Origin of the sequence: Mesorhizobium sp. M0590, assembly GCF_040320905.1 — a bacterium.
In the GTDB taxonomy this organism is placed as follows: Bacteria; Pseudomonadota; Alphaproteobacteria; order Rhizobiales; family Rhizobiaceae; genus Mesorhizobium.
The window spans coordinates 105039-129467 of the sequence record NZ_JAMYQN010000011.1; the positions used below are offsets into that span (position 1 = coordinate 105039).

General features: G+C 61.7%; 23 protein-coding genes. 10 read left to right on the forward strand and 13 right to left on the reverse strand.

Features of this window, described 5'->3' with window-relative positions:
• Positions 1–49: 49 nt before the first annotated feature.
• The gene (locus NKI52_RS19350; protein WP_352699136.1) at positions 50–1033 is read right to left on the reverse strand and encodes a bifunctional riboflavin kinase/FAD synthetase; all 984 of its coding nucleotides are present in this window, start codon (positions 1031–1033) and stop codon (positions 50–52) included.
• A 9-nt stretch (positions 1034–1042) separates the two neighbouring features.
• Entirely contained in the window at positions 1043–1903 is an 861-nt protein-coding gene (locus NKI52_RS19355; protein WP_352593008.1) for a TIGR01459 family HAD-type hydrolase, read from the reverse strand.
• Positions 1904–2235: 332 nt separating this feature from the next.
• On the opposite strand from NKI52_RS19355, the gene NKI52_RS19360 reads away from it, so the two are divergent.
• Positions 2236–4191, forward strand: a complete 1956-nt coding sequence (locus tag NKI52_RS19360) for a pilus assembly protein TadG-related protein (protein ID WP_352699211.1) — start codon at positions 2236–2238, stop codon at positions 4189–4191.
• Between the two features lie 119 nt (positions 4192–4310).
• Positions 4311–4943, forward strand: a complete 633-nt coding sequence (locus NKI52_RS19365) for a LysE family translocator (RefSeq protein WP_023674336.1) — start codon at positions 4311–4313, stop codon at positions 4941–4943.
• 6 nt (positions 4944–4949) lie between these two features.
• Here the strand turns inward: NKI52_RS19365 and NKI52_RS19370 are convergent, their stop codons facing one another.
• On the reverse strand, positions 4950–5774 hold the full coding sequence (locus tag NKI52_RS19370; RefSeq protein ID WP_352569767.1) for a DUF2189 domain-containing protein: 825 nt from the start codon (positions 5772–5774) through the stop codon (positions 4950–4952).
• A gap of 133 nt (positions 5775–5907) precedes the next feature.
• Positions 5908–6657: an SDR family oxidoreductase gene (locus NKI52_RS19375; protein WP_352569766.1), complete on the reverse strand. Its 750-nt coding sequence runs from the start codon at positions 6655–6657 to the stop codon at positions 5908–5910.
• 95 nt (positions 6658–6752) lie between these two features.
• Between NKI52_RS19375 and NKI52_RS19380 the strand changes: the two genes are divergently transcribed.
• Positions 6753–7124 carry a winged helix-turn-helix transcriptional regulator gene (locus NKI52_RS19380; protein WP_352569765.1) on the forward strand — a complete coding sequence of 124 codons (372 nt, stop codon included), beginning with the start codon at positions 6753–6755 and terminating at the stop codon, positions 7122–7124.
• A 101-nt stretch (positions 7125–7225) separates the two neighbouring features.
• On the opposite strand, the gene NKI52_RS19385 is transcribed toward NKI52_RS19380, so the two are convergent.
• A complete protein-coding gene (locus NKI52_RS19385; protein WP_352569764.1) occupies positions 7226–7930 on the reverse strand; it encodes a glutathione S-transferase family protein in 705 nt (234 codons plus the stop codon).
• A 108-nt stretch (positions 7931–8038) separates the two neighbouring features.
• Between NKI52_RS19385 and NKI52_RS19390 the strand changes: the two genes are divergently transcribed.
• Positions 8039–8404, forward strand: a complete 366-nt coding sequence (locus tag NKI52_RS19390; protein ID WP_023674333.1) for a winged helix-turn-helix transcriptional regulator — start codon at positions 8039–8041, stop codon at positions 8402–8404.
• A 276-nt stretch (positions 8405–8680) separates the two neighbouring features.
• Here NKI52_RS19390 and NKI52_RS19395 read toward each other — a convergent pair whose 3' ends face one another.
• Positions 8681–9130 carry an SgcJ/EcaC family oxidoreductase gene (locus NKI52_RS19395; protein WP_352569763.1) on the reverse strand — a complete coding sequence of 150 codons (450 nt, stop codon included), beginning with the start codon at positions 9128–9130 and terminating at the stop codon, positions 8681–8683.
• A gap of 62 nt (positions 9131–9192) precedes the next feature.
• On the opposite strand from NKI52_RS19395, the gene NKI52_RS19400 reads away from it, so the two are divergent.
• Together NKI52_RS19400 and NKI52_RS19405 are read left to right on the forward strand one after the other, a co-directional pair.
• Positions 9193–9687 (forward strand): MarR family winged helix-turn-helix transcriptional regulator, encoded by a 495-nt coding sequence (locus tag NKI52_RS19400; protein ID WP_051406070.1) that lies wholly within the window; start codon positions 9193–9195, stop codon positions 9685–9687.
• A gap of 195 nt (positions 9688–9882) precedes the next feature.
• Positions 9883–10401 carry a CAP domain-containing protein gene (locus tag NKI52_RS19405; protein ID WP_352569762.1) on the forward strand — a complete coding sequence of 173 codons (519 nt, stop codon included), beginning with the start codon at positions 9883–9885 and terminating at the stop codon, positions 10399–10401.
• A gap of 44 nt (positions 10402–10445) precedes the next feature.
• On the opposite strand, the gene NKI52_RS19410 is transcribed toward NKI52_RS19405, so the two are convergent.
• The 5 genes from NKI52_RS19410 to NKI52_RS19430 all read right to left on the reverse strand — a co-directional run bounded on the left by NKI52_RS19410 (position 10446) and on the right by NKI52_RS19430 (position 17854).
• Positions 10446–13133 (reverse strand): EAL domain-containing protein, encoded by a 2688-nt coding sequence (locus tag NKI52_RS19410; protein WP_352699140.1) that lies wholly within the window; start codon positions 13131–13133, stop codon positions 10446–10448.
• A 161-nt stretch (positions 13134–13294) separates the two neighbouring features.
• Positions 13295–14830, reverse strand: coding sequence for a DHA2 family efflux MFS transporter permease subunit (locus NKI52_RS19415; protein ID WP_352699142.1), 1536 nt, complete (start codon positions 14828–14830; stop codon positions 13295–13297).
• Positions 14831–15134: 304 nt separating this feature from the next.
• On the reverse strand, positions 15135–16313 hold the full coding sequence (locus NKI52_RS19420; RefSeq protein ID WP_352699144.1) for an HlyD family secretion protein: 1179 nt from the start codon (positions 16311–16313) through the stop codon (positions 15135–15137).
• Entirely contained in the window at positions 16310–16789 is a 480-nt protein-coding gene (locus NKI52_RS19425; RefSeq protein WP_352699213.1) for a MarR family winged helix-turn-helix transcriptional regulator, read from the reverse strand. The genes NKI52_RS19420 and NKI52_RS19425 overlap by 4 nt, the downstream gene beginning before the upstream one ends.
• Positions 16790–16945: 156 nt before the next feature.
• Positions 16946–17854 (reverse strand): LysR substrate-binding domain-containing protein, encoded by a 909-nt coding sequence (locus NKI52_RS19430; protein WP_352699146.1) that lies wholly within the window; start codon positions 17852–17854, stop codon positions 16946–16948.
• Between the two features lie 137 nt (positions 17855–17991).
• Between NKI52_RS19430 and NKI52_RS19435 the strand changes: the two genes are divergently transcribed.
• Positions 17992–19380: an FAD-binding oxidoreductase gene (locus tag NKI52_RS19435; protein WP_352569759.1), complete on the forward strand. Its 1389-nt coding sequence runs from the start codon at positions 17992–17994 to the stop codon at positions 19378–19380.
• Positions 19381–19420: 40 nt separating this feature from the next.
• On the opposite strand, the gene NKI52_RS19440 is transcribed toward NKI52_RS19435, so the two are convergent.
• On the reverse strand, positions 19421–20356 hold the full coding sequence (locus NKI52_RS19440) for a bifunctional helix-turn-helix transcriptional regulator/GNAT family N-acetyltransferase (RefSeq protein ID WP_352569757.1): 936 nt from the start codon (positions 20354–20356) through the stop codon (positions 19421–19423).
• A gap of 217 nt (positions 20357–20573) precedes the next feature.
• Between NKI52_RS19440 and groES the strand changes: the two genes are divergently transcribed.
• Positions 20574–20870 carry a co-chaperone GroES gene (gene groES, locus NKI52_RS19445; protein WP_006203049.1) on the forward strand — a complete coding sequence of 99 codons (297 nt, stop codon included), beginning with the start codon at positions 20574–20576 and terminating at the stop codon, positions 20868–20870.
• Between the two features lie 62 nt (positions 20871–20932).
• Complete coding sequence (gene groL / locus NKI52_RS19450) at positions 20933–22588, forward strand: chaperonin GroEL (protein WP_352541606.1); 1656 nt, start codon at positions 20933–20935, stop codon at positions 22586–22588.
• Positions 22589–22681: 93 nt separating this feature from the next.
• Here groL and NKI52_RS19455 read toward each other — a convergent pair whose 3' ends face one another.
• Positions 22682–23281 (reverse strand): TetR/AcrR family transcriptional regulator, encoded by a 600-nt coding sequence (locus NKI52_RS19455; protein ID WP_023677598.1) that lies wholly within the window; start codon positions 23279–23281, stop codon positions 22682–22684.
• A 95-nt stretch (positions 23282–23376) separates the two neighbouring features.
• On the opposite strand from NKI52_RS19455, the gene NKI52_RS19460 reads away from it, so the two are divergent.
• A complete protein-coding gene (locus NKI52_RS19460; protein WP_352699149.1) occupies positions 23377–24387 on the forward strand; it encodes a zinc-dependent alcohol dehydrogenase family protein in 1011 nt (336 codons plus the stop codon).
• Positions 24388–24429: the final 42 nt, after the last annotated feature.

A 24429-nucleotide genomic window follows, 5' to 3' on the forward strand; every position in this document is an offset into this window, starting at 1 on the left:
AACCGGTTCCCACTTTTTGCTTCGCTGACCTTCGGTTCGGGACCATGCTCTAAAAAGCTATGGCCGCGTCCAGCCCGGAAAGCGGCCTGACGCCGGCGAGCAGTGCCTTCGCCTCGGCCTCGTCGCGCTTCATCTGGGCGACCAGCGCGTCAAGCCCGTCGAACTTCACCTCCGAGCGCAGGTAGCCGAAGAAGGACACGGCACAAATCTCGCCGTAGAGGTCGCCGGAAAAGTCGAAGACGAAGGTCTCCAGCAATGGCGCGCCATTGCCGTCGACCGTCGGCCGGCGGCCGAAGCTGGCGACGCCATCGTGAAGCGAACCGTCGGCGCGGCGGAAGCGGACGGCATAGATCCCTTCCTTGAGGGTCGCTTCCGGCGAAAGCCTCATGTTTGCGGTCGGAAAGCCGAGCGTCCGGCCGAGCTGCTGGCCGCCGATCACCTCCGCCTCGACGGTGAAACGGTAACCGAGCAAGCCGGCGGCCTCGGCCACATTGCCCTCGCACAGCAGCGTGCGTATGCGGCTCGACGACACCACCTCGGCGCTTTCGTCGCGAAACGCATCGACCAGCGTGACGCCGAAGCCGTGGCGCTCGCCGGCAGCCATCAGATAGGCCGGGCCGCCCTGGCGGTCCTTGCCGAAATGGAAATCGAAGCCGGTGACGGCGTGGCTTATGCCGAGGTTGCGCTCGAGCACGCCGGTGACGAAAGCCTCCGCCGACAAGGAGGCGAACTCGCGTGTGAACGGCTGTTCGACCAGCGCCGCAAAGCCCAGATGCGACAACAGCCGCGCCTTCATCGGCGGCGGCGTCAGCACGAACAACGGCATGTCCGGCCTAAACACCTTTCGCGGATGCGGTACGAAGGTCAGCACCAGGGCGGGTACGCCGCGACGCTCCGCTTCGGCGCGCGCGCGTTCGAGCACCGCCTGGTGGCCGCGGTGGACGCCGTCGAAATTGCCGATAGCCACCACGCCGCCGCGCAGATGGGCCGGCAGCGGTGCGGTTGCGGAAATGCGTTCGAACATGGCCGTCATGGCTTGAACCTATTGCAGCCTGGGAATCACCGCGACCGGCCTGTAGCCATATTTTTCCAGGAAGGCCGCGAGCCTGGCCGGATCCGGCTGCAGCGTCTCACCGTAATCGCGGGCATGGATGCCGCCCGATACGTAGAGCACGTCGAAGCCATTGTCGGCCGCGCCCTTGATGTCGGTCATTATGCCGTCGCCGATGGCCAGAACTTGCGAACGCTCGACCGGGCGGCCGAGAATGACGGCGATCTCCTTCATGGCGACGTCATAGACCGGCGCGTAGGGTTTGCCGGCGATCAGCGTGCGTCCGCCAAGCTGTGCGTATTCGCGGGCCAAAGCGCCTGCGCACCAGATCATGCGTTCGCCGCGCTCGACGACGATGTCGGGATTGGCGCAAATGAAGGGCAGGTTCCTGGCACGCAGCCTCTGCAGAAGATCGGCATAATCTTCCGGCTTCTCCACCTCGTCATCGAACAGGCCGGTGCAGACCACGCCGGATGCTTCGAACTCCTCGACGAGTTCGACGTCGAGGCCCTCATAGAGCGTGAAATCCCGATCGGCGCCTATATGGAAGATCTTTCGCGGCCCTTCGGCGATCAGGTCGCGGGTAACGTCGCCGGACGTCACGACACGGTCGTAGGCGGCGGGCGGAACGCCGATGGCGCTCATCTGTGCCACCACGTCGGCGCTGCGACGCGGCGAATTGGTGATCAGCACGACAGGTATTTTCGCCGCGCGAGCAGCGATCAGCGCGGCAGCCGCCGCCGGGAAATGCCATTCGCCATTGTGCACCACGCCCCAGACGTCGCACAGGATGGCTGAATAGGCTCCCGACAAGTCTGCGAGCGAACCGATGATGTCGGGCGAATCCGCCATGCCGTTGTCCCTGTACCATGATGCTTGCAAGCGCCGCGACCGACGGTCCGTAGCGGCCGGCCCGGATTAACCGAAGCGCTTCGCTCTGTCACCAGCTTTCGTTGTGCCCGCAAGATTGCCGCCCGGCGACGCCGGCGAGGACGTGATGGCGAAAGCCTTCTTTTTCAGAGCCTTATGGGGCTTTGCCGCGGAGCAGCATTGCCGATTGCGGACGTGTGGTTAACAGGCATTGAAAAACCGTGCCGACCTTGAACGTATTTTAGCAATCGGAAATTTAAAAATGCGTGGCATCGTCCGGAAAAAAAACGGGGCGGGCGGGAATGCTGAAGGCAATGATCGGAAATTTCCGACGCGACAGACGTGGCAACTACTCCTTAATGACCGCAATCACCATTGTACCGCTGATGGGCGGGTTGGCGCTCAGCGTCGATTACGGGGAGTTGTTGCGCCAGAAGCACGAAACGCTGAATGCCCTTGACGCGGCCGGCATCGCCGCCGCCCAGCAGATCGTTGCCGGCGCCAGCGACGACGACGTCAAGGCCTACGCCAAGACATTTTTCGAAACCAATCTCGCACGTATCGACCCGGCGAACACAGCGCTGACCGTCACGCTGCCCAACAACAATGCCGGCGGCGGCACCTTGAAGCTCTGCGCCGGCCTCACCTTCCACCCCTATTTTCTACCGGCCGCCAGCGTGCTGATCGGCGGCACGGCAAGCGACACGACCTTCACCGAATGTTCGGAACTCCGCCTCAAGAACACCCTCGAAGTCGCGCTTGTGCTGGATAATTCCGGCTCGATGAGCGATCTCGGCTCCGGCACCGGCGAGAAGCGAATAGACCTGCTGAAGTCGGCCGCCAAGCAGCTTGTCGATACGCTGGCGCTTCAGGCGCAGCAGATGAAGCAGATCACCAAACCGGTGCAGTTTTCTCTCGTGCCGTTTGCGGCTTCGGTCAATGTCGGCCCTACCCACGACCAGGACGGCTGGATGGATCAGGACGGCATCTCCCCGATCCAGCACGAGGATTTCGACTGGACGACGATGAGTGCCGCCAACAATCCGGACAAATATGCCGAGAAGCTCAACGGCGTCTGGTACAAGCGCGGCACCGGCTGGGCCGAGACCAAGGACCAGCCGCTGACGCGTTTCAGCCTCTACGCCGACATGACGGTCGAATCGGGCCGCGAAGAGGTACCCAATTCGAAGCAATATGTCTGCGACACATACAAGAAGAACGGCACCTGCCAGTACGGCCACTGGAGCGCACCGGAATATATCTACACCACAAGCCGCTATGCGAGCTGGCAAGGTTGCGTCGAAGCACGGCCATATCCCTACAATGTCGACGACACCACGCCCGATACAGCCGCGCCGGCCACGCTTTTCGTGCCGATGTTCGCCCCGGATGAGGCTGGCACTCTGTGGCTCGATTTCAACCGTGACGGCATCAACGACGTCATCGGCACGTCCTACAATTACGGTAACAACTGGTGGGCCGATTGGCCCTATGTCGCCGGTCCTACGGCTTCCCAGCGCCAGTCTGACATGCGCAAATATTTCCTGGTAAAACCATACGGTTCGCAATCCGCAGCCGCGGGCGATGGGCCGAATTCCTCCTGCACCACCAACCCCATCACGCCGTTGAAGGACGTCAGCCAGGACGCAGAGAAGCAGGAGATCAAGGACGCCATCGACGCCATGGCGCCGAACGGCAACACCAACGTGCCGGAGGGCCTTGCCTGGGGCTGGCGAACTGTATCGAGCAACCCACCGTTCACCGATGGTCGGCCGAACAGCGAGAGGGGCAACGACAAGGTGGTCGTGGTGCTGACCGACGGAGCCAATACTTATAGTGCCGTCAGCGACGGCAGCTACGCCAACAACAGGTCGACCTACGCCGCCTACGGCTACACTGGGCTGACCTATCCGGGATCTGGAAGCGTAACCCGCCTGTTCATGAATACCAGCACCGATATCGGCAAGACCACCTATACCGGTGCCAACTACACGGCAGCACTCGACGAGCAGATGAAAACGCTCTGCGCCAATGCAAAGAATTCGAACATTCTGGTGATGACGGTGGCGCTCGACCTGTCGCCCACAGATGCCAGCGACAAGAAGGCAATCGATGCGCTGAAGGCGTGTTCGTCGGATTCGCGCTTCCGCAAGGATTCGGCCGACCCGAGCAAGCCGGCCAAGCTGTTCTGGAATGCGACGGGCGCGACTCTGTCGGACAATTTCAAGGAAATCGCCAACGAATTGTCGAACCTGCGCATCGTCGGCTGAAGGCGATGGGATTGGCGACTAAGGCAGGGGCCCCGGCGCACTGGCGCAAAGGCTCCTGCCCTCATGCCCTTGCGGGTGATGGAAGCATGTGGTGAGTGTCCTCATCCGGAGATGCGCTCTTGCCTGAACCCGCCAACCACCTTGCCTTTGCGCTGGTCTGCCTCGGCATGGTGCTGACGCCCGGCCCGAACATGATCTATCTAATCTCGCGCTCGCTGTCGCAAGGGCCGAAGGCCGGGCTGATCTCGCTGGGCGGTGTGGCGCTCGGTTTTTTGTTCTACGTGCTGTCGGCGGCGTTCGGCATCACCGCGCTGCTGCTCGCCGTGCCCTTTGCCTATGATGTGCTGCGCCTTGCCGGCGCGCTTTATTTGCTGTGGCTCGCCTGGCAAGCGGTGAAGCCCGGCGGGCGCTCGCCCTTCCAGATCCGCGAACTGCCGAAAGACAGGCCGCGCAAGCTGTTCGCCATGGGCCTGATGACCAACCTGCTCAACCCGAAGGTGGCAGTGCTCTATCTGTCGCTGCTGCCGCAATTCATCAGCCCCGGCAAGGGCCACGTGCTGTCGCAGCTTCTGGTGCTCGGTGCCACGCAGGTCGCGATCAGCCTGACCGTCAACGCCATCATCGCGGTGACGGCCGGCTCGATCGCCATCTTCCTCGCCGGGCGGCCGCTATGGCTGGTGATCCAGCGCTGGATGATGGGCACGGTGCTGACCGCGCTGGCCGTCAAGATGGCAACCGACGCGCAACGCTGATCGGTCCTACATCGGCCGCCTGACCTGCTGTGCCCGCTCCGGTTCGACCACCCTGCGGTAGAGATGCCAGGTCGCGTGGCCAAGGATGGGCATGACGACGGCAAGCCCGGCAAATAGCGGGATCGAGCCGATGACCAGGAGCACGGCGACCATCAGGCCCCACAGCGCCATCTGCAGCGGGTTTGTCATAACTGCACGCGCCGACGTCTCGACTGCCGAGACCGCGCCGACGTCGCGATCGAGCAACAGCGGAAAGGCGACGACAGTCGTCGCCAGCACGATCGCGGCGAAGGCGAACCCGGCTAGGTTGCCGAGCAGGATCAGCGTCCAGCCCTTGCTGGTCGTCAGCACTTCGCGAATAAAGCCGACGATAGAGGCCGGAGGCTGATTGCCGTACAGGCTGGTGTAGATCGATTGCGCGGTGAACAGCCAGAGCAGGAACAGTACCACCAGCATGATACCGATGACTGCAATCGCGGGCAGCGCCGGCGAGTGGCGCACGTCGAGCGCATGCCACCAGGATGTATCCATGCCGAACTCGCGCCGGCGGCTGATTTCGTAAAGGCCGATAGCGGCGAACGGACCGACCAAAGCGAACCCGGACATCAGCGGATAGATGAGTTGGATGGCGTTCGAGCCCGAGGTCCACTGCGTCAGGATCAGGCCGACCACCGGATAGATCAGGCACAGGAACACATAATGCGACGGCTTGGCCCAAAAATCCTCTACGCCGAGACGGAGCGCATCGAGCAGATCCTCGGTGCTGATGCGGCGCACCGTGGGCTGTACATGCATTCCACGTGCGTCCGCCATGACATGAAAGCCGGCCATAACCTTTCTCCCGTGGGTCGGGACGGCCGCCGCCAGGATGGCCGCCCGTAGCTGCCACTTCTCGTATAAGCACTATGATAGTCGATTTAGGGGTGATTGTCGCCAAGTCGATGGTCACGATGGTAAATCCCGGTTATAGATTTCCGACGCCACCATCGACGAGCAGTTCCGTGCCAACGACGAAGCTCGACTCATCCGATGCTAGAAACACCGCCGCCTTGGCGAGTTCCCAGGGTTTGCCCATCCGGCCGATCGGCACTAGCGCGCGTATCTGATCGCCAAGCGCCTTCTCGTCCGCTTCGGGCAGACCCAGCTTGCCCAAGGCCGGCGTCTCGGTCGGCCCGGGGCTGAGGCCATTGACGCGAATACCGCGCTCGATCATCTCACCCGAGAGGGTGCGCGCCAACGACAGGAGGCCAGCCTTGCTGGCGGCGTAGGCGCTACTCTGGGGCAGGCCGATATGGGCACTGACCGAACCGCACAGGATGATCGATGACGGGTTGGAGAACATCGGCAACAGGGCTTGGATCAAAAAGAACGGCCCCTTGAGATTGGTCTGCATCAGACGGTCATAGACCACCTCGTCCCAATCCTGCAGGGGCTGATGCATCACATCGCCGGCGTTGATGTTCAGTATGTCGAGCCGAGGCCAGCACTGCGCGAGTTCGGCGGCAAGCGCACGCTGATCGGCGAGGTTGCCGGCATCATTCCTGATCACCTGCGCCGATCCGCCCAGCTCGCGCTGCGCAGCTTCCAGCCCGGACGGGCTCCTGCCAGTGATTGCCACCGTCGCACCCTCGGCCAGGAACTGGCGCGCGGTTTCGAGACCGATGCCACTGGTTGCCCCGGTAATGAGGGCATATTTGCCTTTCAAGCGACCCATGATTTGCCTTCCCAAAGACGATGAGAATGGCATTGTCGACACGATAGTATGCTTTGTATAGTAGGCACCGAACGGGTACTAAAGGAAATAATTTCATGGCGCAGGCAAAAGCCATCGAGGTAACGCCAGTCGAAGGCGGAAATGGCACGACCGATCGTTGCCCGATGATCGATTTCGTCAATCTGGTTTCGGGAAAATGGGCCATTCCCATTCTTTATCGCCTGATCGTCACCGGTTGTCCGATCCGCTTCGGCGAGCTCCAGAGGGCCGTCGCACCGATTACGCAAAAGGAGCTCACGCGGCAGTTGCGCCTGTTCGAACATCGCGGTCTGGTCTATCGGAGGGTTTATGCCGAGATGCCGCCGCGCGTGGAGTATGAGATAACGCCGCTGGGTGGAACCTTGCGTGGCACGCTGGATTCGCTGGCCGACTGGATGCGTGTCAACGCATCCCACCTGATCACCTGACTAATCGTGCACGGATTGTTTGCCCTGCCCGGCTAAAGCCACGGGCGGTCACCGCGCGGCACCACACTTTGGCGCCGCGCGGCTGAGATGCGTGACAAAAGCTAGGCAGCGAAACGATCGATCACTTCGGCCAGCGGGACATGGCCAAGACAGGCACCCGAACCCGCCGGCTTTTCGCCACCCTCGATGGCCTGTGCGTAACGCACGGCCGGATCGGCTTCGATCCTGCCGCGCAACGCGGCCAGCTTGGGGTAGGTCGCGCTGTCGACCGCCTGGTGGAACTCCGCCCAGCGCGCCACGCCAATCAGCGTGGTATCGGCAAGCGTCAGCCGATCGCCGACCAGAAAGTCCGTGTCGGCGATCATCGCCTCGAGCTGGTCATGGCGGTTTGTAACGATCTTGCGGCCAAAGCCACGCAAGGTTGTCAGCAGCACCGGTTCCGCCGATTCCATTTCATATGCAGCCCAGAGAGGGGTGAAGGCGGCGGTGAAACCGGTGTTCACGAAAGCCATCAGCTGATGCATCCGGTCGCCCTCCGGCGAGCGAGGATCGAAGCTGATACGGCGTTGCGTGTCGCGGGCTTCGAGCCAGGCGGCAATCGCCATGGTCTCGGTGAGCACCCTGCCCTCGTCCGTGATCAACACCGGCGTTTCCTGACGGCCGTTGATGCTGGCATAGGCATCGTTCTTCATCTCAGAGAGCATGTCGACACGACACAGGCGGTAGCGTTGTTCGAGGCGTTCAAAAGCAGCGACAAGCCCCATCGAACTTCCCAGCGGGAAGCCGTAAAGGAGAATAGGTTCCATTTCTTTGTCTCTTCCATGATTTAGGGATCACGCTGCGCAGCGAAACTTGACCCTAAACGCTGGTCGCCCCATGTAAATTACGCACTATTCTGTAACCAGGTCCCCGCCATGAAAGATGTCGTCTCACGCTGCCCGATCGAGGAGACCATGCGTGTGCTCAGCGGTCGCTGGCCCACCTTGCTGCTCTACTACCTCAAGGACGGTACCAAGCGCTTCAGCGACCTGAGGCGTGACAATCCGACAGTGTCGCACCGCATCCTGGCGCTCGAACTACGCAAGCTGGAGGAAGCCGGGATTGTGCGGCGAACAGCGCATGCCGGCTATCCGCTACACGTGGATTACGACCTGACGGAGCCCGGTCTCAAGCTTGTGCCGCTCATCGACGCCCTGGGCGATTGGTGGGAAGATACCGAGGACGATCGGGCCAGCCGGGCTACATCGACGCCGGAAACCAAACTCGTGGCGGCGGAATAGCCGACCGGCGATCACCGCGCCGCCAAGAACTGCCGGCGAGAGCCCAGCGCTCCAAGCCGTTCATACATTAGATCCCGCAAGACCAAGGCGACCGGCTATGAGGCGCGCCATTGTGGTCGGCCAAACCGGACAAGGCACGGGCCATCCAGCACCAACTCCTGTAGCATAGCTCGCCAATCCCGATCACCTGACCCGCCGTTCGATCTCATTGCCCGATCAGATCGGCTTGACTATGCTGGATGGCTGTCGCTTTCGATTCTGACATGAATGAAGAGCCTACTTATCCTCTTGAAGTTTCTCCTGAGACTTTGCCATTTGATCGTCCCCAAGTTCCATATTGTGCATCGTTGCAATCAACCATTCATCATGATCCCGCGTCGCCACTACGCTGATTAATCCGCGCCGACGCGGCCATTCGTTTCCCATCGGATCGAGCGCGCCAGTCATGGACCACCGCAGGTCGAGCGTGGCAACATCAGGGCGAACAAGCTTGTTCCGCACGCTTTCGGCGGATAGATGGCTGTGCTTGAACATCTTCTCAAAAATTGGGGCATGGAACTGCTCGATCTTGTCACGTCCAGTCGCCTGCATACCGAAGACGTTTGTAAACTCGGCATCTGCCGCGAATACGGCGGCAAAGGCGCGAGCATCGTGACGATTCCAAGCTTCGATCAGCCTGTGCGCGACACTTTCCACCCCTTCAGTTCGGATGTTACCGGTAGCCATGCTGATCTCCTGTCATATAGTTCGGTTGCCATACTATATGGGCACCATATAAGTTTGGAAAGATGGATAATCAGCCATACACGCAGTCTCTGCTTCTCTATGCTTATCAATCGTCGGCGAGCGCTTTGGTCCAGGTTCTCCGGGAGAGCGGCCATTCGGCAATCAAGCCCAAACACGGCGCTGTATTCGCCAACATCGACGCGGAGGGAACCCGACCCAGCGTCCTCGCAGAGCGTGCGGGCATTGGCAAAGCATCGATGGGTGAGTTGATCGATGAACTGGAGCGCCTCGGTTATGTTCGGCGCTCGCATGATCCGAACGACCGACGGGCCAAATTAATCGTTGCAACTAACGCGGCGCTTGCGGTGATCCGGACCGTCCACGATTTCAATCAGCGTCTCGAAGACCAATACCGGAGGCTGCTTGGTGCTCAGGCGTACGAATCGCTCCGGTCGTCACTGCAAGCGATATCCCCCAGAGAAAATTTGCAACCGAGGATACCTCGCCAGCGCTCGTCAAGCCGCAAAGATGGGGCAAAAGAAACTCTCGGTCCGTGAATGCCTGACTGGGTATCGAGCCCCTGGGCGTATCGAGCCCGAACAGCCGCCTGGGCGAATGCCGCCATCCGAGCAAGCCTGTTTCGATTGAGCAGTGAAATCAATCTGACACAGTGCCATCACGTCGAAACCATCATCACGCATTTTCACCGCCCTGCCCGGCAAAAGCCATGATCGCGGTTATGTCAGGCGGGCATGACCGTTACGAAAATCGAAAATTATGAGGCCCAACCAAGCCTAAGCAGGCGCGTGCTGCTCAAAGCTGCCGGCCTTGGCGCCCTTGCCGGGCTCACCGGATGCGCAACCGCCGTGCTGCCTACCGGCGAAAGCGCCGGTGTCTCTGCTTCCGCCGCCGGCACGCTGGCCGGCATCCGCGCTTCGGCGGGTCTCGGGCCGCTTGTCCCCGATGCGCCGCTCGAGCAGGCGGCGCTCCAGCAGGCCGGCTATATGGCGCGCGGCGGCCGAATGAACCACACCACCGGCTGGGGCAAGGACTTTGCCTCGCGCGTCAAAGACAATGGCATTGCCGGCGCTGCCGCCGAAAACATCGCCGAAGGCCGCTTCGACCAGCAGAAGCTGTTTGATATCTGGGTGCATTCGCCAGGCCACCGCCGCAACATGCTCGACCCGCGCTTCACCCGCTTCGGCCTCGCCTATGTGCGCGACGGCCGCGACAGCACGCTTCGCTATTGGTGCCTTGTGCTCGGTAGATAATTTCCGCCATTTGGTCGGCGGAAGCCTGCAGGATGGCCGACCCGTCAGTCTTTGCGGCCGCCGCCGAGCAATTCCTCGACGTCCTGCGCACAAACCGGCCTGCTGAAATGATAGCCCTGCATTTCGTCGCAATTGTTCCTGCGCAGGAAAGCCACCTGATCATCTGTCTCAACGCCCTCGGCGATGACCCTCAGGTTGAGATTTTGCCCCAATGAAATCACCGCGCTGGCCACAGCCTGATCGTTCTCGTCGGCGGCGAGATCCTTGATGAAGGACTTGTCGATCTTCAGCCGCGCCACGGGAAAGGTCTTGAGTGCGCTGAGGCTGGAATAGCCGGTGCCGAAATCATCGATCGAGATCTGGACACCCAGGCTTTGCAGGGCGTTCATGGTGGCGACCGCCAGCTCGATATCCTGCATGATAAGGCTCTCGGTCACCTCCAGCTCGAGATACCTGGCCTCCAGGCCGCTGTCCTTCAGCGCGCTGACGATGCGATCGATCAGGTTGCGCTCCCTGAATTGCCGCGCCGACACATTCACGCAAACGGTCAAGGGCGGCAGTCCTGCGTCTTGCCAGGCTTTGTTCTGCCGGCACGCCTCATGCAGAACCCAGTCGCCGATCGATACGATCAGACCTGTCTCCTCGGCGGTCGGGATGAACATCGTCGGCATTACCGTGCCAAGCGTTGGGTGGTTCCAGCGTATCAGCGCCTCGACCGCAAAAACCCGACCTGACCGAAGGTCCACCTGCGGTTGGTAGAGCAGCGTGAATTCCGAACGCGCCAAGGCGTTTCGCAACTCTTCCTGAAGCACGAATTTTTCATGCGCCCTGGTGTTGAACTCCGGAGCGTAAAACTGGAAATTATCGCGGCCGAACTCCTTGGCGCGATACATGGCCGCATCGGCATTTGCCAGCAGCGTATCGGGATCCGTTCCATCCTTGGGATAGTTGGCAATGCCGATACTGGCCGTCGCCCGCACAAGATGCGCTCCGAGCCGAACCGGCTCGGCGAGTGCAGCCCTGAGCTTTTGCAAGGTCTCGGAAACGAGATCGACGTTCGCCGGCTGGTCGAAAAGCACGACGACGAATTCGTCGCCGCCAAGTCGCACGACGGTATCGGTCGCCCGGACGCAGTCGACCATGCGACTTGCGACGATTTTCAGGAGCTCGTCGCCGGCATTGTGGCCGAGCGTGTCGTTGACGAATTTGAAATTGTCCAGATCGATGAACACCACCGTCACCCAGCGATCGTATCGCTGGGCGTACAAGACCGCCTGTGAAAGCCGGTCCTCCAACAAGGCGCGATTGGGAAGCCCGGTCAGCACGTCATGATTGGCCATGAAGTGGATCCGGTCTTCGGCCTGTTTGCGTTCGATGGCGATCCCGGCGATGCGCGTGGTGAAATCGATGAGGCGAGTCTCGGCCTCGGTCGGTTCGCGCACCGTCACAGAATACATCGCAAAAACGCCGAGCACGGCGCCCTGATGCGACAGGATCGGCGTCGACCAGCATGAACGCAAACCGTGTGGCCGCGCGAGTTCGCGATAGTCCTGCCAAAGCGGATCCTGCATGATGTCAGCGACAATCACCGGCTCGCGCCGATAGACTGCGGTACCGCAAGACCCTGCCCTTGGGCCTACCGCGGCGCCGTCGACGGCGTCGGTGTAGTCTCTCGCCAGGCTCGGCGCGGCGGCGTGGCGCAAGTGGCTGCCATCCTTGTCGAGCAGCAAGACCGAACCGAATATCCCCGCCAGTTGGGACTCGACCAGACGCATGAGCCGCTCGAGCACGTCTTCGAGGGGAGCGCTCTTTGCGATCATCTCGAGGATATGCGTCTGCCCGTCGCGAAGGATTTCGGCCTGCTTGCGCGCAGTGATGTCGCGGGCAATGCCGACGAGGCCGAAAATGTTGTTCTGAACGTTGCGCAACGGCAGTTTCGTAGACAGGAACCATTTGCCGGTGCCTGACGCATCGACGACGAACTCCTCCTCGTCGATCATCGGCTGTCCGTCGCGCATCAGTTGCTGCTCGATGACGCGAAATTTCTGCGCAAGATCCGGCGCGTGAAGGTCGAAGTCGCTCAGACCGATCATGTCGCTCGTGCTGTCTCGACCGCTGTCGGACGCAATGGCTCGGTTGGCGACGACGAAGCGGCTTTCGGTGTCCTTCACCCACATGTAGTCAGGCACCAGGTCGATCAGCGTCTGCAAGGAGATACGCTCGTCGACGACCAAGCGGTTGGCGCTGAGCTCGCTGATGTCCTCATGCGTGGCCACCCAGCCGCCGTCAGGCATCGGCTGATGGCAGACCTGAATTGTCCGGCCATCGGCGAGCTCGGCTGTCCAGTTCCCCGAAGCCGCGCCCGAATTGACTGCCCGGGCCAACGCCAGATAAGCGTCCGCATTCATTGCCGAGGTTCCGACAGCGACGCGCCGCTCGACGATTTCGCGCAGCGCCGCACCCGGCTGCAATTGCTCCGGTGCAAGGCGATAGATTTCCGCATAGCGTCGATTGCACAGGATCAGCCGTTCATCGGCATCAAAGAAACAGATGCCTTGCGAGATGTTCTCTATCGCGGTCTGGAACCGCAGTGCCTGGTCCTGAAGTGCCGCAATCGTGGCGCGAAGCTCGCGCTCGAGGGCCTCATATGAGGCAGTCGCCAGTTGTGCCAGCGTCGTCAAATTTGCGGATTCGGGCGCGTCGGCGGTTTGCCTGGATGACTTCGTGGCCAAACACAATTCCTCCCGCTGATGCTTGAGGCAAGCAAAGGAGGCTCGCCTTCAACCCAAAAGCGACTGCATATTGGTCCGGATATACTAATGGCAGGTGAACCGACGCTACCGGCACAGGCAACGGAAGCCGTGAGCCGGTCGCGGTGCCGGAGCCGTGAGACTTAGTCCATATGCGCGGCAGGCGCCCCACCGGCGGGCGGCGCAGCCTTTGGCTTGCGCAGCAGGAAAACAAAGGGGACAGCAAGCAGTGTCATCATCATCAGCAGCTTGAAATCATTGACGTAGGAGATCATCATCGCCTGGATATTGACCATGCGATCCATCAGCGACAGCGCCGTCGCATCGCCGCCCGCCGCTGCCGGCGATGCCGCCCAGAGGTTGGGATTGAACGGATTGATATAGGCCGAGAGCTCGGCGTGGTTGATCTGCGTGTTGCGTACCAGCAGAACCGTCACCACCGATACGCCGATCGACGAGCCAAGATTGCGCACCAGGCTGAACAGCGCCGTTGCATCGGTGCGGAAACGTGCGTCGAGCGTGGCGAAAGCCACGGTCGACAGCGGCACGAACACCATTCCCATTCCAAGGCCCTGGATCACGCCGGAACTGAGGATAAGCCAGTTGTCCATCTGCGGCGAAAAGCTCGACATCGTGTAGAGCGATTGCGCGGTCAGCAGGAAGCCAATGACGACGAGGATCCTGGCATCGATCCTGTGCATGATCCGCCCGACGAACAGCATCGCGATCATCGTGCCGACACCGCGCGGCCCCAGGACGACGCCGATGGTGAGGGTCGGATAGCCGAAGATGGTCGACAGCATTGGCGGCAGCAGCGACATGCTCGCCAGGATGAGCACGCCCATGACAAAGATGAACGCCAGCCCGGTGACGAAATTGCGATCGAGGAAGATCTTGGGGTCGATAAAGGGGTGCTCCGCCGTCAACGTGTGGATGGTGAATACCCAGAAGCCGGTGATGGAAAGACCAAGCTCGATCCATATCTCGATCGAGGAAAACCAGTCGACCTCGCCGCCGCGATCGAGCATCAGCTGCAGCGCGCCGACACCGAGCGAGAGCATGGTGAAGCCGAAGAAATCGAAGCTGCGCACCCGCCGGGCGACGCTGGGAAGATATGCGGCCATGCCGAGGAAGGCGATGATGCCGACCGGCAGGTTGATGAAGAACACCCAGCGCCAGTTGAAATTCTCGGTCAGCCAGCCACCCAGCGTCGGGCCAAGGATCGGTCCCAGCATGATGCCCGCGCCCCAGATAGCCATGGCCTGGCCGTGGCGTTCCCTGGGGTTGATGTCGAGCAGGAAGGTCTGCGACAGCGGCACGATGGCCGCGCCGAACACGCCTTGCATGAGCCGGAACAAAACGATGGTCTCAAGGCTCCAGGCGATGCCGCACAGCATTGAAAAGACGGTGAAACCGACCACGGCCGTCAGGAACAGCTCCTTGCGACCGAAGCGGTCGGCCAGCCAGCCGGTCACCGGCGTCATGATCGCGGCGGCAACGATGTAGGAGGTCAACACCCAGTTGATGTTGTCGGGGGAGGCGCCGAGATCGCCGGTCATGGTCGGCAGCGCAACGTTGGCGATCGTCGTGTCGAGCGCCTGCATGATCGTCGCAAGCATGAGCGCAACTGTGATCAGGCCGCGGTGCGGTACTTCGCGAAAGGGTTCTGGGCTGCTCATGACGTAAAACTTCCAGCAGGTAACAAAAACGTGTACATTAGGTTTCCGGACGGCGAGGCCCCGCTGTAGAGAGACCCTCATCGCGGTGGGACGCGAGCATCGATGTGGGGGTTACATCGACTGAGCGTCTCGACAAAGCGGGCGCCTGCCGCCCGGAAACCTGAGGACCGAAGATCCTGCGCGGCGTTGTCTGCTCAGGCAGGCTACAGCGCAGCCCGTCCACGCATTCAACTTTTCCTGCGCCTCCCTCGGACCAATCCTGCATCCATCTCGCTGTTTGCTATGCGGCCGCTACCAGGCCTCTTTACCTGGCCTCGCCTGCCGTGGCGCGGCGGAAAATGCTCGGCAGCCCGCGGGAAACGCCGGTGTCCACCGTGACCGTCGCGCTCATGCCGGTGCGCAGCGCCGTCTTGGCGTCGGCATCGGCCAATTCCAGGCGGACCGGAATGCGCTGCGTGACCTTGACCCAGTTGCCGGTGGCGTTCTGCGCGGGCAGCAGCGAGAACTCGGCCCCGGTGCCGGCGCCGATCGCCTTGACGGTGGCTTCGAACGTCTTGCCCGGATAGGTATCGACCACGATTTCGGCCTTCTGGCCCGGCTTCATGTTGGTGAGCTGGGTTTCCTTGAAATTGGCGTCGACCCAGGTGTCGCCGGTCTCGACCAGCGAAAACAGCGGCGTGCCCGAACCGACATACTGGCCGACCTTGAACGAAGCGGCCTGGCTGATGATGCCGTCGGCAGGTGCCTTGACCGTGGTCTGGACCAGATCGTAGGCCGCCTTGTCGCGTGCGGCGAGCGCCGCCATTACCGTTGGATGCTTGTCGGTCTCGATGTCGGGATTGCCGCCAAGTGCCGCCTTGGCGCTGACGATCCCTTGCTGGGCCACGGCCAGCTGCTGCTTCGCCTTGTCGAGGTCGTTCTTGGCTTCGTCCAGAGACGACTTGGCGTTGATGCCCTTCTGGGCAAGGTCGGCGGCGCGGTCATATTGCGACTGCGCGTACTGGACCTGGCTTTCGTCGGACTTCTCCTGCGCCAGCGCCTGGCTGTAGGCCGCACGCAGCTGCTCGACATTGAGCCGTGCGCCGGCCACCGCCGCGTCGGCCTGGGCCAATGCGATCCGGTAGGGCTCGGGATCGATAGCGAACAACACGTCGCCCTGCTTGACAGACTGGTTGTCGAAAATGTCGACCTGAACGATGCGGCCCGCCGTATCGGCGGCTATCGACACCTTGGCCTGCTGCAGATTGGCGTTCTCGGTCTCCTGATAGCGGCCGCCGGTCACCCAGACATAGCTGCCGCCGGCGATCAACGCAGCGGGCAGCACAAACATCAAAAGGAAGCGGCCGGCACGGCGCTTCTTCTTCGGCGCCACCGGCGCCGGAGCTATCTGCGGAGCGACCGTTACCGGAACTGCCGCCGGCTTCGCGGGAGCTTCCATCTCCAGCTTGGCCGCATTCTCATCTAGTTTGGCTACCGCGTTCATGCTGCTGCGCCTTCCGTATTCTTCACTTTTTCCGGGGGCGGCGTCTCACCATCTGCAAGATTCTGCACCATTGTCTCCAGCGCCCTGACCAGGACGCGGCGATCTTCCGGCGAAACGCCAACGAGCGATTCCTCATAAACCTCGCCGGCAAGGCTCTTGACGTGGGCGTAGGCCGCGTTCGCCTTGGCGGTCGGGAAAATCATGCGCACTCGCCTGTCGGTTGCGTCGGGACGGCGCTCGATCCAGCCGCCCTCCTCCATGCGATCGACAAGACGCGAGACGCTGATCGGCTCGATTTCGAGAAGCTCAGCAAGCCGCGCCTGCGCAACACCCGCCTCCTTGGCGACACGTACCAGAAGCCGCCATTGCGCCGAAGAAAGGCCGAAACCACTGGCGCGCGCCTCGAAGCGCTTGCGCATCAGGCGCTGCACGTCGTGGATCAAAAAGCCCAATCTGTCGATGCCGTCGGAAACCATGAGCGACATATATAATAAGCGTGCTCATAATTCAAGGAGCCGGATTGGGCCAGAAGCCGGCATGTGTGCATGGCAGTCGGTGCAGGGCGATCGTGGTTAGCAATTTATTACGCCGGGCGCTTGTGACGAGCATGCAGAAGATCGGCGTTCAGATGCTCAGACTATCGATCTCATCCAGGCGGAAAACGCTTCGATATGCGCTTGTCGGGAGTGATTGGCTACGCAGGCAAGGTAAAAGCCATAGCCTGGCAGACAGAGATCATGTGCCTTGACTAGCCTGCCAGCCTCGAGTTCGCCACTGACGACCACATCGCTGCAGATAGCGATACCTTGGCCTGCCGCTACCGCGTCAATCGCGTGCAGCTCTTCGCGGAAGCTTAGGTCCCATGCCTGGTTGGCATTGGGGATGCTGGGATCGATCGAGCGTGCGATCGCCAGCCATCGTTGCCAAGTCGGCGCTTCCGGGTCGCGGTTCGTCCAATTGAAATGGATGAGCGGGTATTGCAGCAGATCGGCGGCGCGCTCGATCTGTCGGTCGCCTCCTGCGAACAGCTCCGGGCTGCATACCGGAAAGAATGCGTCCCGAAAAATTTCCTGCGCGGGAACATCCCGCGGCATCCTGCGCGCATAGCGGATCGCGACGTCGGCGTCACCGGCTCGCAGGTCCAGAACGGCGTCTGTCCCGATGATCTCCAGTGGAATGTTCGGATGCTGTTCGCGCCACTTCGACAGGCGCGGAACCAGCCATCGGCTGGCAAATGCATTTGGGCTCGTCACGCGCAACGGGCGATGGCCAACTCCGGCCGAGGCTGATGCTATTGCCGCAGCGAAAGCGTCGAAGCCGCTGCAAATTACCGGGAATAGCCGTTCGCCCACGCCTGTGAGCACGAGCGGTCGTGGGCGCCGCCGGAACAGCAGTTGCCCACAGACCTCCTCCAGCAATCGAATCTGGTGGCTGATGGCCGTTGGCGTCACTCCGAGTTCCGTCGCGGCCTTCCTGAAGCTCATCAGCCTGGCAGCGGCTTCGAAGGCGCGAAGCGACCCGAGCGGCGGAAGTTTTCTCATCCAGGCAGTTTAGATGAATTTAGCTCATCCAGCGACTGAGATATTCGATTTTGCAGCGAATGGCGCCGCATGAGATCATTATGATCCGGTGAACGACAGCGTCCTGTCCAATGCTGGATCACGAAGGGTATCCCTCGATGAGCATGTTCAAGCTTATAGACGGTTCCGAGCCGACGTTGCAGGCGCCAGATATCGCCCGGCTCAGGCAGGCGATTCGCGGCGATCTGATCCTTCCGGACGACCCTGGCTATGACCAGGCGCGCAGAGTTTGGAATGGCATGGTCGATAAGAGGCCGGCGGCTGTCTTCTATTGCGCCGAATCCAGCGATGTCGTCACGGCCGTCAACTTCGCCCGATCGCAAGGCTTCCTCGTCGCCGTCCGCGGCGGTGGTCATAACGTCGCCGGCAGTTCGGTATGCGACGGCGGCTTGGTGATCGATGTGTCACGCATGAAGCGGATCGAAGTCGACCCGATCCGCCGTGTTGCGCGCGCAGAAGCCGGCCTAAACCTGGGCGAGTTCGACGCAGCCACACAGGCCCATGGTCTTGCGACGACCATGGGTGTCAATGCGGATACCGGCATAGCCGGACTGACACTCGGCGGCGGGTTCGGCAAGCTTGGCCGCAAACATGGACTGAGCTGCGACAACCTTGTCGCTGTCGAAATCGTGACGGCGGACGGCCGGTTGGTCACGGCAAACGCGGCCGAAAATGCAGATTTGTTCTGGGGCATTCGGGGCGGCGGCGGCAATTTCGGAATAGTCACCACCTTCGAATACAAGCTCCATCCCGTGGGTCCGCTCCTCATCGCGGGATCGATGCTATACCGCTACGAAGAGGCACGCGAAGCGATGCGGTTCTATCGTGCGTTCTCGAGCGGCGCCCCGGATGAGCTGAGCCTGGATGCAGCACTTGTGACGGCGCCCTCGGGCGAACGCTTCTTCAGCATATCGGCGTGCTACATCGGCCCACTCGACGAAGGCCAGCAAATCATTCAACCTCTGAGAGAGTATGGCACGCCAGTTGAGCGCCGGATTGCTCCTGTCCCCTATCTTCAAATCCAATCGGCCGGGGACAGCCTCTTTCCGCGCGGGCGGCGCTACTACTGGAAGGCGCAGTTCATGCGCGAAATCACAGATCAGGCGATCGATACCATGCTTGCGGCTTACATGACTGCACCCAGCGAATCGCTTCTAGTCCTGCAGCAGGTTGGCGGCGCCATCTCGCGAGTACCGATGGACGGAACGCCCTACGCCAACAGAGATGCACTTTACGATTGCTTCCCGATATCGATCTGGGACAATCCGTCTGACGACGAAACGCACATCCGATGGGCGCGCGACCTGTGGGATGCAATGAGACCGTTCTCGACCGGCGGCGTCTACGCCAATAATCTCGGCGAAGAGGGCACTGATCGGGTTCTGGCGGCTTACGGCGAGAATTATCCGAGGTTGGCCGCACTAAAGAACAAGTATGATCCCACCAATTTCTTTCGCTTGAACCAAAACATTAAGCCTGCGACCTGAGCGACCGCCCCAGGCCGATGCTCGAAATTCTGCGGCGCTGCTACAGCTCCAAATTCCAGTTCTGGCCGACCAGATCCTTGCCGAAGGAATGGTGGCGCTCCTCGTTGGTCAATTTAAAGCCCGCAGCCTCATAGATGTGGCGAGCGGCGGCGAGCACGTCGTTGGTCCACAGCGTCAGTGTCCTGTAGCCCCTGGCGCGGCAAAAGCCGACACATTCCTCGACCAGCCGCTTGCCGATGCCGAGGCCGCGCGCCGACGGCTCGACATAGAGCAGGCGCAACTTCGCCACCGCGTCCGACTGGCGCACGACGAAGACCGAGCCGACGACCTCCCCTTCCCGCTCGGCGATCCAGCTGCGTTCCCATTTCGGATCGAAGGATTTGACGAAGGCACCGAGGATTTCGGCGACCAGCGCTTCATAGGTTTCGTCCCAGCCATATTCCTGCGCGTAGAGCAGGCCCTGGCGATGAATGATCCAGCCGATGTCGCCGACTTGCAGGGGCCGCAGCATATAGGGAATTTTGGGTTCGGCGCTTCCGCCCAGCAAACGCTGCACCGTCTGCATGGCCTTGACCAGCCTGTCCTGTTCGGGAACTGGAAGCCGTTCGAGCAAAGCCGCGACCTGGTCGTGCGAACCCTGGTTCAGCGGCGCGAAGGCCTGCCGCCCGGCCTTGGTCAGCGCGATCGATGAGCGCCGCGCATCCGCCTCGATCGTGGCGCGCTCGACCAGATCACGCTCCTCGAACTTCTTCAGCAGCCGGCTGAGATAACCGGCATCGAGGCCGAGATCGCGCGCAAGGTCGGTGGCGGTCAGGCCATCGCGATGCGCCAGCTCATAGAGCACCCGCGCCTCGGTCAGCGAGAAGGTGCTTTTCAGCAGCCCTTCGTCGAGCAGCCCGATCTGGCGGGTGTAGAAGCGGTTGAAGGCCCGCACCGCGTCGATCCGCTCCTTGCCTGGGTGATGATGAATGGTCATGGCATCCTCCTCCCGGCAAGATCAGCGATTTAGTTGACTTGGTCAAGTATCCGTTTGAAGCAATTGTCCTGATTATGCCCAGCGGGCGCCTTGACTCGCACGAGCTGCCAGCCTATTTCAGCGCCACGTTAGCACTCCCCCAAGATGAGTGCTAACCACATGTCCGGCGCCGCCGGACGGAGGAACTGTTCTCACCATTCTCATCGAGGAATAAAAAATGGCAAAGTCGAAGTTCCGCCCGCTTCATGACCGCGTGGTCGTTCGTCGGGTCGAATCCGAATCCAAGACCGCGGGCGGGATCATCATCCCCGATACGGCTAAGGAAAAGCCGCAGGAAGGCGAGATCATCGCCGTCGGTTCCGGCGCCCGCGACGAAGCCGGCAAGCTCGTCCCGCTGGACGTCAAGGCCGGTGACCGCATCCTGTTCGGCAAGTGGTCGGGCACCGAAGTCAAGCTCAATGGCGAAGACCTTCTGATCATGAAGGAATCCGACATCATGGGCATCATCGGCTGAATATCGGCCTCACCCTCGTTTAAATCTTCGGGCTCAATCCAAGCCCCTGCCAGGAGCTAAAAATGGCTGCCAAAGACGTAAAATTCTCCCGCGACGCTCGTGAGCGCATGCTGCGCGGCGTCAACATCCTCGCCGACGCGGTGAAGGTCACGCTCGGCCCCAAGGGCCGCAACGTCGTCATCGACAAGTCGTTCGGCGCACCGCGCATCACCAAGGACGGCGTCACCGTCGCCAAGGAAATCGAGCTTGAGGACAAGTTCGAAAACATGGGCGCGCAGATGGTCCGCGAAGTTGCTTCGAAGACCAACGACATCGCCGGCGACGGCACCACCACCGCGACCGTTCTGGCACAATCGATCGTCCAGGAAGGCCACAAGTCGGTTGCCGCCGGCATGAACCCGATGGACCTCAAGCGCGGCATCGACCTCGCCGTCGCCGACGTCGTCGCGACGCTGATCAAGAACGCCAAGAAGATCAAGACCTCGGAAGAGGTTGCCCAGGTCGGCACTATCGCCGGCAATGGCGACGTGTCGGTCGGCTCGATGATCGCGGAAGCGATGCAGAAGGTCGGCAATGAGGGCGTCATCACCGTCGAGGAAGCAAAGACCGCCGAGACCGAGCTTGAAGTCGTTGAAGGCATGCAGTTCGACCGCGGCTATCTCTCGCCCTACTTCGTCACCAACGCCGAGAAGATGGTTGCGGATCTGGAAGACGCCTACATTCTTCTCCACGAGAAGAAGCTCTCCAACCTGCAGGCCATGCTGCCGATCCTCGAGGCCGTCGTGCAGACCTCGAAGCCGCTGGTCATCATCTCGGAAGATGTCGAAGGCGAGGCCCTGGCCACGCTGGTCGTCAACAAGCTGCGTGGCGGCCTGAAGATCGCTGCCGTCAAGGCGCCGGGCTTCGGTGATCGCCGCAAGGCCATGCTGGAAGACATCGCCATCCTCACCGGTGGCCAGGTCATTTCCGAAGACCTCGGCATCAAGCTCGAGAATGTCGGCCTGAACATGCTCGGCCGCGCCAAGAAGGTGTCGATCTCCAAGGAGAACACCACCATCGTCGACGGCGCCGGCAAGAAGGCCGAAATCCAGGGCCGCGTCGCCCAGATCAAGCAGCAGATCGAGGAGACCACCTCGGACTACGACAAGGAGAAGCTGCAGGAACGTCTCGCCAAGCTGGCGGGCGGCGTTGCCGTCATCCGCGTCGGCGGTGCGACCGAAGTGGAAGTCAAGGAAAAGAAGGACCGCGTCGATGACGCCCTCAACGCGACCCGCGCGGCCGTCGAAGAAGGCATCGTTCCCGGCGGCGGCGTCGCACTGCTGCGCGCTTCGCTGAGCATCAAGGCAACCGGCGCCAACTCCGACCAGGCCGCCGGCATCAACATCGTGCGCCGCGCGCTGCAGGCTCCGGCCCGCCAGATCGCGGCCAACGCCGGTGCGGAAGCATCGATCGTTGCCGGCAAGATCCTTGAGAACAAGGGGGCAACCTTCGGCTACAACGCCCAGACCGGCGAATATGGCGACATGATCGCCATGGGTATCGTCGATCCGGTCAAGGTTGTGCGCACGGCTCTGCAGGACGCGGCCTCGGTCGCCGGCCTGCTGGTCACCACCGAAGCCATGATCGCGGAGGCTCCGAAGAAGGAGTCGGCTGGCGGCGGCATGCCTGGCGGCATGGGCGGCGGCGGCATGGGCGGCATGGGCGGCATGGACTTCTAATCCAGCCAATCTCGCAAGCTTACGGAAAGGGCGGCAGCGATGCCGCCCTTTTTGTTTGCTTCATAGCGGGCTGCCCCGGCTCAAGCGGCGATATCAATGCACCGCGGCAGCGGCACTCTTGGCCGGCAATGCCCCCTCAATCAGCGCCGCGACCTCATCGGCTACCGCCAGCACCGGGGCGCGGTCGTGGGTGGCGCGTGCGATCACCATCAGCCCTTCCAGCGATGATTCGACCAGCAATGCGAGCGCGTACGCGCGGCGCTCGGGCACCCCTGCCCTGACGAAGGCCGCCCTGAGCAAGCCTATCCACTGCTCGAAGGCGGACCGGCACAATTCGGCCAGTTCCGGCACGTCTGTCGGCGAGTCCAACACCACGGGCGCGATCGGGCAACCGAGCGTGAACCGATTGTCCTCCAACATGCGGGCGACCGACTGGTAAATGTGGTGGACAGCCACCGCCGGATCCTTTTCGGCAGCGAGTGCGGCGTCCAGCCTCTGCGTCACATCGGCGACGCTGTCGCGCGTCACCTCGATGACCAGCTGGTCCTTGCCGCCCGGAAAGTGAAAGTAGAGCGAACCTCTCGGTGCGCCTGAGGCGCTCAAAATATCGTTGAGCGACGTGCCGTGGTAGCCGCGCTGCCTCAGCAGCAGCCCGGTCGTCTCGAGTATGCGGGTGCGGGTGTCGTTCGCCATGTCAACCTCTGTCAGGAGTGAGCATTATAGGCCTTGCCTCGAATATGACAATCGGTCTACATAATATGTAGATCAGTCTACATATCGAGAGGCAAATGCGCAGTTATCGTCTTGAAGGAACCTGCGGGACCAAGTGCCTGGTGATGCGCGACGAGGCGCAGCCGACGCCGAAGCCGCACGAGATCGTCGTGCGTGTCCGCGCCACCTCGCTCAACCGCCGCGATACGATGATCCTCAACGGCACCTACCCGCTGGCGCCGCGCCAAGGCGTTATCCCGCTGAGCGACGGTGCCGGCGAAGTCGTTGCCGTCGGCGAGGCCGTCACCCGCTTTGCCGTCGGCGACCGCGTCACCGGCAGTTATTTTGCGCGCTGGATCGATGGCCGCATCAATGCCGGTCTGATCGACCAGCTTGGCTGCACGCTGGACGGGATGCTGGCCGAATACGCCGTGCTCGACGAGCAATGGGCGGTGCGGCTTCCCGATCATCTCGACTGGCATCAAGCGGCGACACTAACCTGCGCCGGCCTGACCGCCTGGAATGCCGTGACGGCGGCCGAAATGCCGAAGCCCGGCCAATGGGTTCTTGTCATCGGTTCAGGTGGCGTCGCGCTATTTGCGCTGCAATTCGCCAAGCTGCTCGGCTGCCGTGTCGTGGCAGTCAGCTCGCGCAACGAGAAGCTGGACCGGCTGCAGGCGCTGGGTGCCGACCTCGTCGTCTCGACCGCCGACATGCCGGAATGGGGTGCTGCGATGCGCGAGCAGACCGGCGGCATCGACCTCGTCGTCGAGACCGGCGGCCCGCCGACCTTCGCGCAATCGATGATCGCCTGCGCGCTTTACGGGCGAATCGTGCTTCTCACCATCCAGGATGCGAAAGGCGGGACGGTGCAGATTCCCGGCCCGGTCTACCAGCGCAGCCTCGCCACCATCAGCCGCCTGTTCGTCGGCAATCGCACCAACCTCGAAGCCATGCTGCGCGCCATCTCGGTGCATCGACTTAAGCCTGTCATCGACAAGGTGTTCGCCTTCGACGAGGCCAACGACGCCTATCGCTATTTCCAGCAAGGCGACGTCTTCGGGAAAGTGGTCGTCGACAGCGCCTGACTGGTCCGCCCCAAAATCTGATCGACCCCTCAAATCAAAGGA

Coding starts and splice junctions, on each gene's coding strand:
- NKI52_RS19400 (WP_051406070.1), top strand. CDS start 9,193: ATGGATAATCAGCCATACACGCAGTCTCTGCTTCTCTATGCTTATCAA.
- NKI52_RS19455 (WP_023677598.1), bottom strand. CDS start 23,281: ATGGCGAACGACACCCGCACCCGCATACTCGAGACGACCGGGCTGCTG.
- NKI52_RS19395 (WP_352569763.1), bottom strand. CDS start 9,130: ATGGCTACCGGTAACATCCGAACTGAAGGGGTGGAAAGTGTCGCGCAC.
- NKI52_RS19425 (WP_352699213.1), bottom strand. CDS start 16,789: ATGGTTTCCGACGGCATCGACAGATTGGGCTTTTTGATCCACGACGTG.
- NKI52_RS19360 (WP_352699211.1), top strand. CDS start 2,236: ATGATCGGAAATTTCCGACGCGACAGACGTGGCAACTACTCCTTAATG.
- NKI52_RS19430 (WP_352699146.1), bottom strand. CDS start 17,854: ATGAGAAAACTTCCGCCGCTCGGGTCGCTTCGCGCCTTCGAAGCCGCT.
- NKI52_RS19385 (WP_352569764.1), bottom strand. CDS start 7,930: ATGGAACCTATTCTCCTTTACGGCTTCCCGCTGGGAAGTTCGATGGGG.
- NKI52_RS19420 (WP_352699144.1), bottom strand. CDS start 16,313: ATGAACGCGGTAGCCAAACTAGATGAGAATGCGGCCAAGCTGGAGATG.
- NKI52_RS19375 (WP_352569766.1), bottom strand. CDS start 6,657: ATGGGTCGCTTGAAAGGCAAATATGCCCTCATTACCGGGGCAACCAGT.
- NKI52_RS19435 (WP_352569759.1), top strand. CDS start 17,992: ATGAGCATGTTCAAGCTTATAGACGGTTCCGAGCCGACGTTGCAGGCG.
- NKI52_RS19370 (WP_352569767.1), bottom strand. CDS start 5,774: ATGGCCGGCTTTCATGTCATGGCGGACGCACGTGGAATGCATGTACAG.
- NKI52_RS19380 (WP_352569765.1), top strand. CDS start 6,753: ATGGCGCAGGCAAAAGCCATCGAGGTAACGCCAGTCGAAGGCGGAAAT.
- NKI52_RS19350 (WP_352699136.1), bottom strand. CDS start 1,033: ATGACGGCCATGTTCGAACGCATTTCCGCAACCGCACCGCTGCCGGCC.
- NKI52_RS19415 (WP_352699142.1), bottom strand. CDS start 14,830: ATGAGCAGCCCAGAACCCTTTCGCGAAGTACCGCACCGCGGCCTGATC.
- NKI52_RS19460 (WP_352699149.1), top strand. CDS start 23,377: ATGCGCAGTTATCGTCTTGAAGGAACCTGCGGGACCAAGTGCCTGGTG.
- groL (WP_352541606.1), top strand. CDS start 20,933: ATGGCTGCCAAAGACGTAAAATTCTCCCGCGACGCTCGTGAGCGCATG.
- groES (WP_006203049.1), top strand. CDS start 20,574: ATGGCAAAGTCGAAGTTCCGCCCGCTTCATGACCGCGTGGTCGTTCGT.
- NKI52_RS19390 (WP_023674333.1), top strand. CDS start 8,039: ATGAAAGATGTCGTCTCACGCTGCCCGATCGAGGAGACCATGCGTGTG.
- NKI52_RS19355 (WP_352593008.1), bottom strand. CDS start 1,903: ATGGCGGATTCGCCCGACATCATCGGTTCGCTCGCAGACTTGTCGGGA.
- NKI52_RS19440 (WP_352569757.1), bottom strand. CDS start 20,356: ATGACCATTCATCATCACCCAGGCAAGGAGCGGATCGACGCGGTGCGG.
- NKI52_RS19405 (WP_352569762.1), top strand. CDS start 9,883: ATGACCGTTACGAAAATCGAAAATTATGAGGCCCAACCAAGCCTAAGC.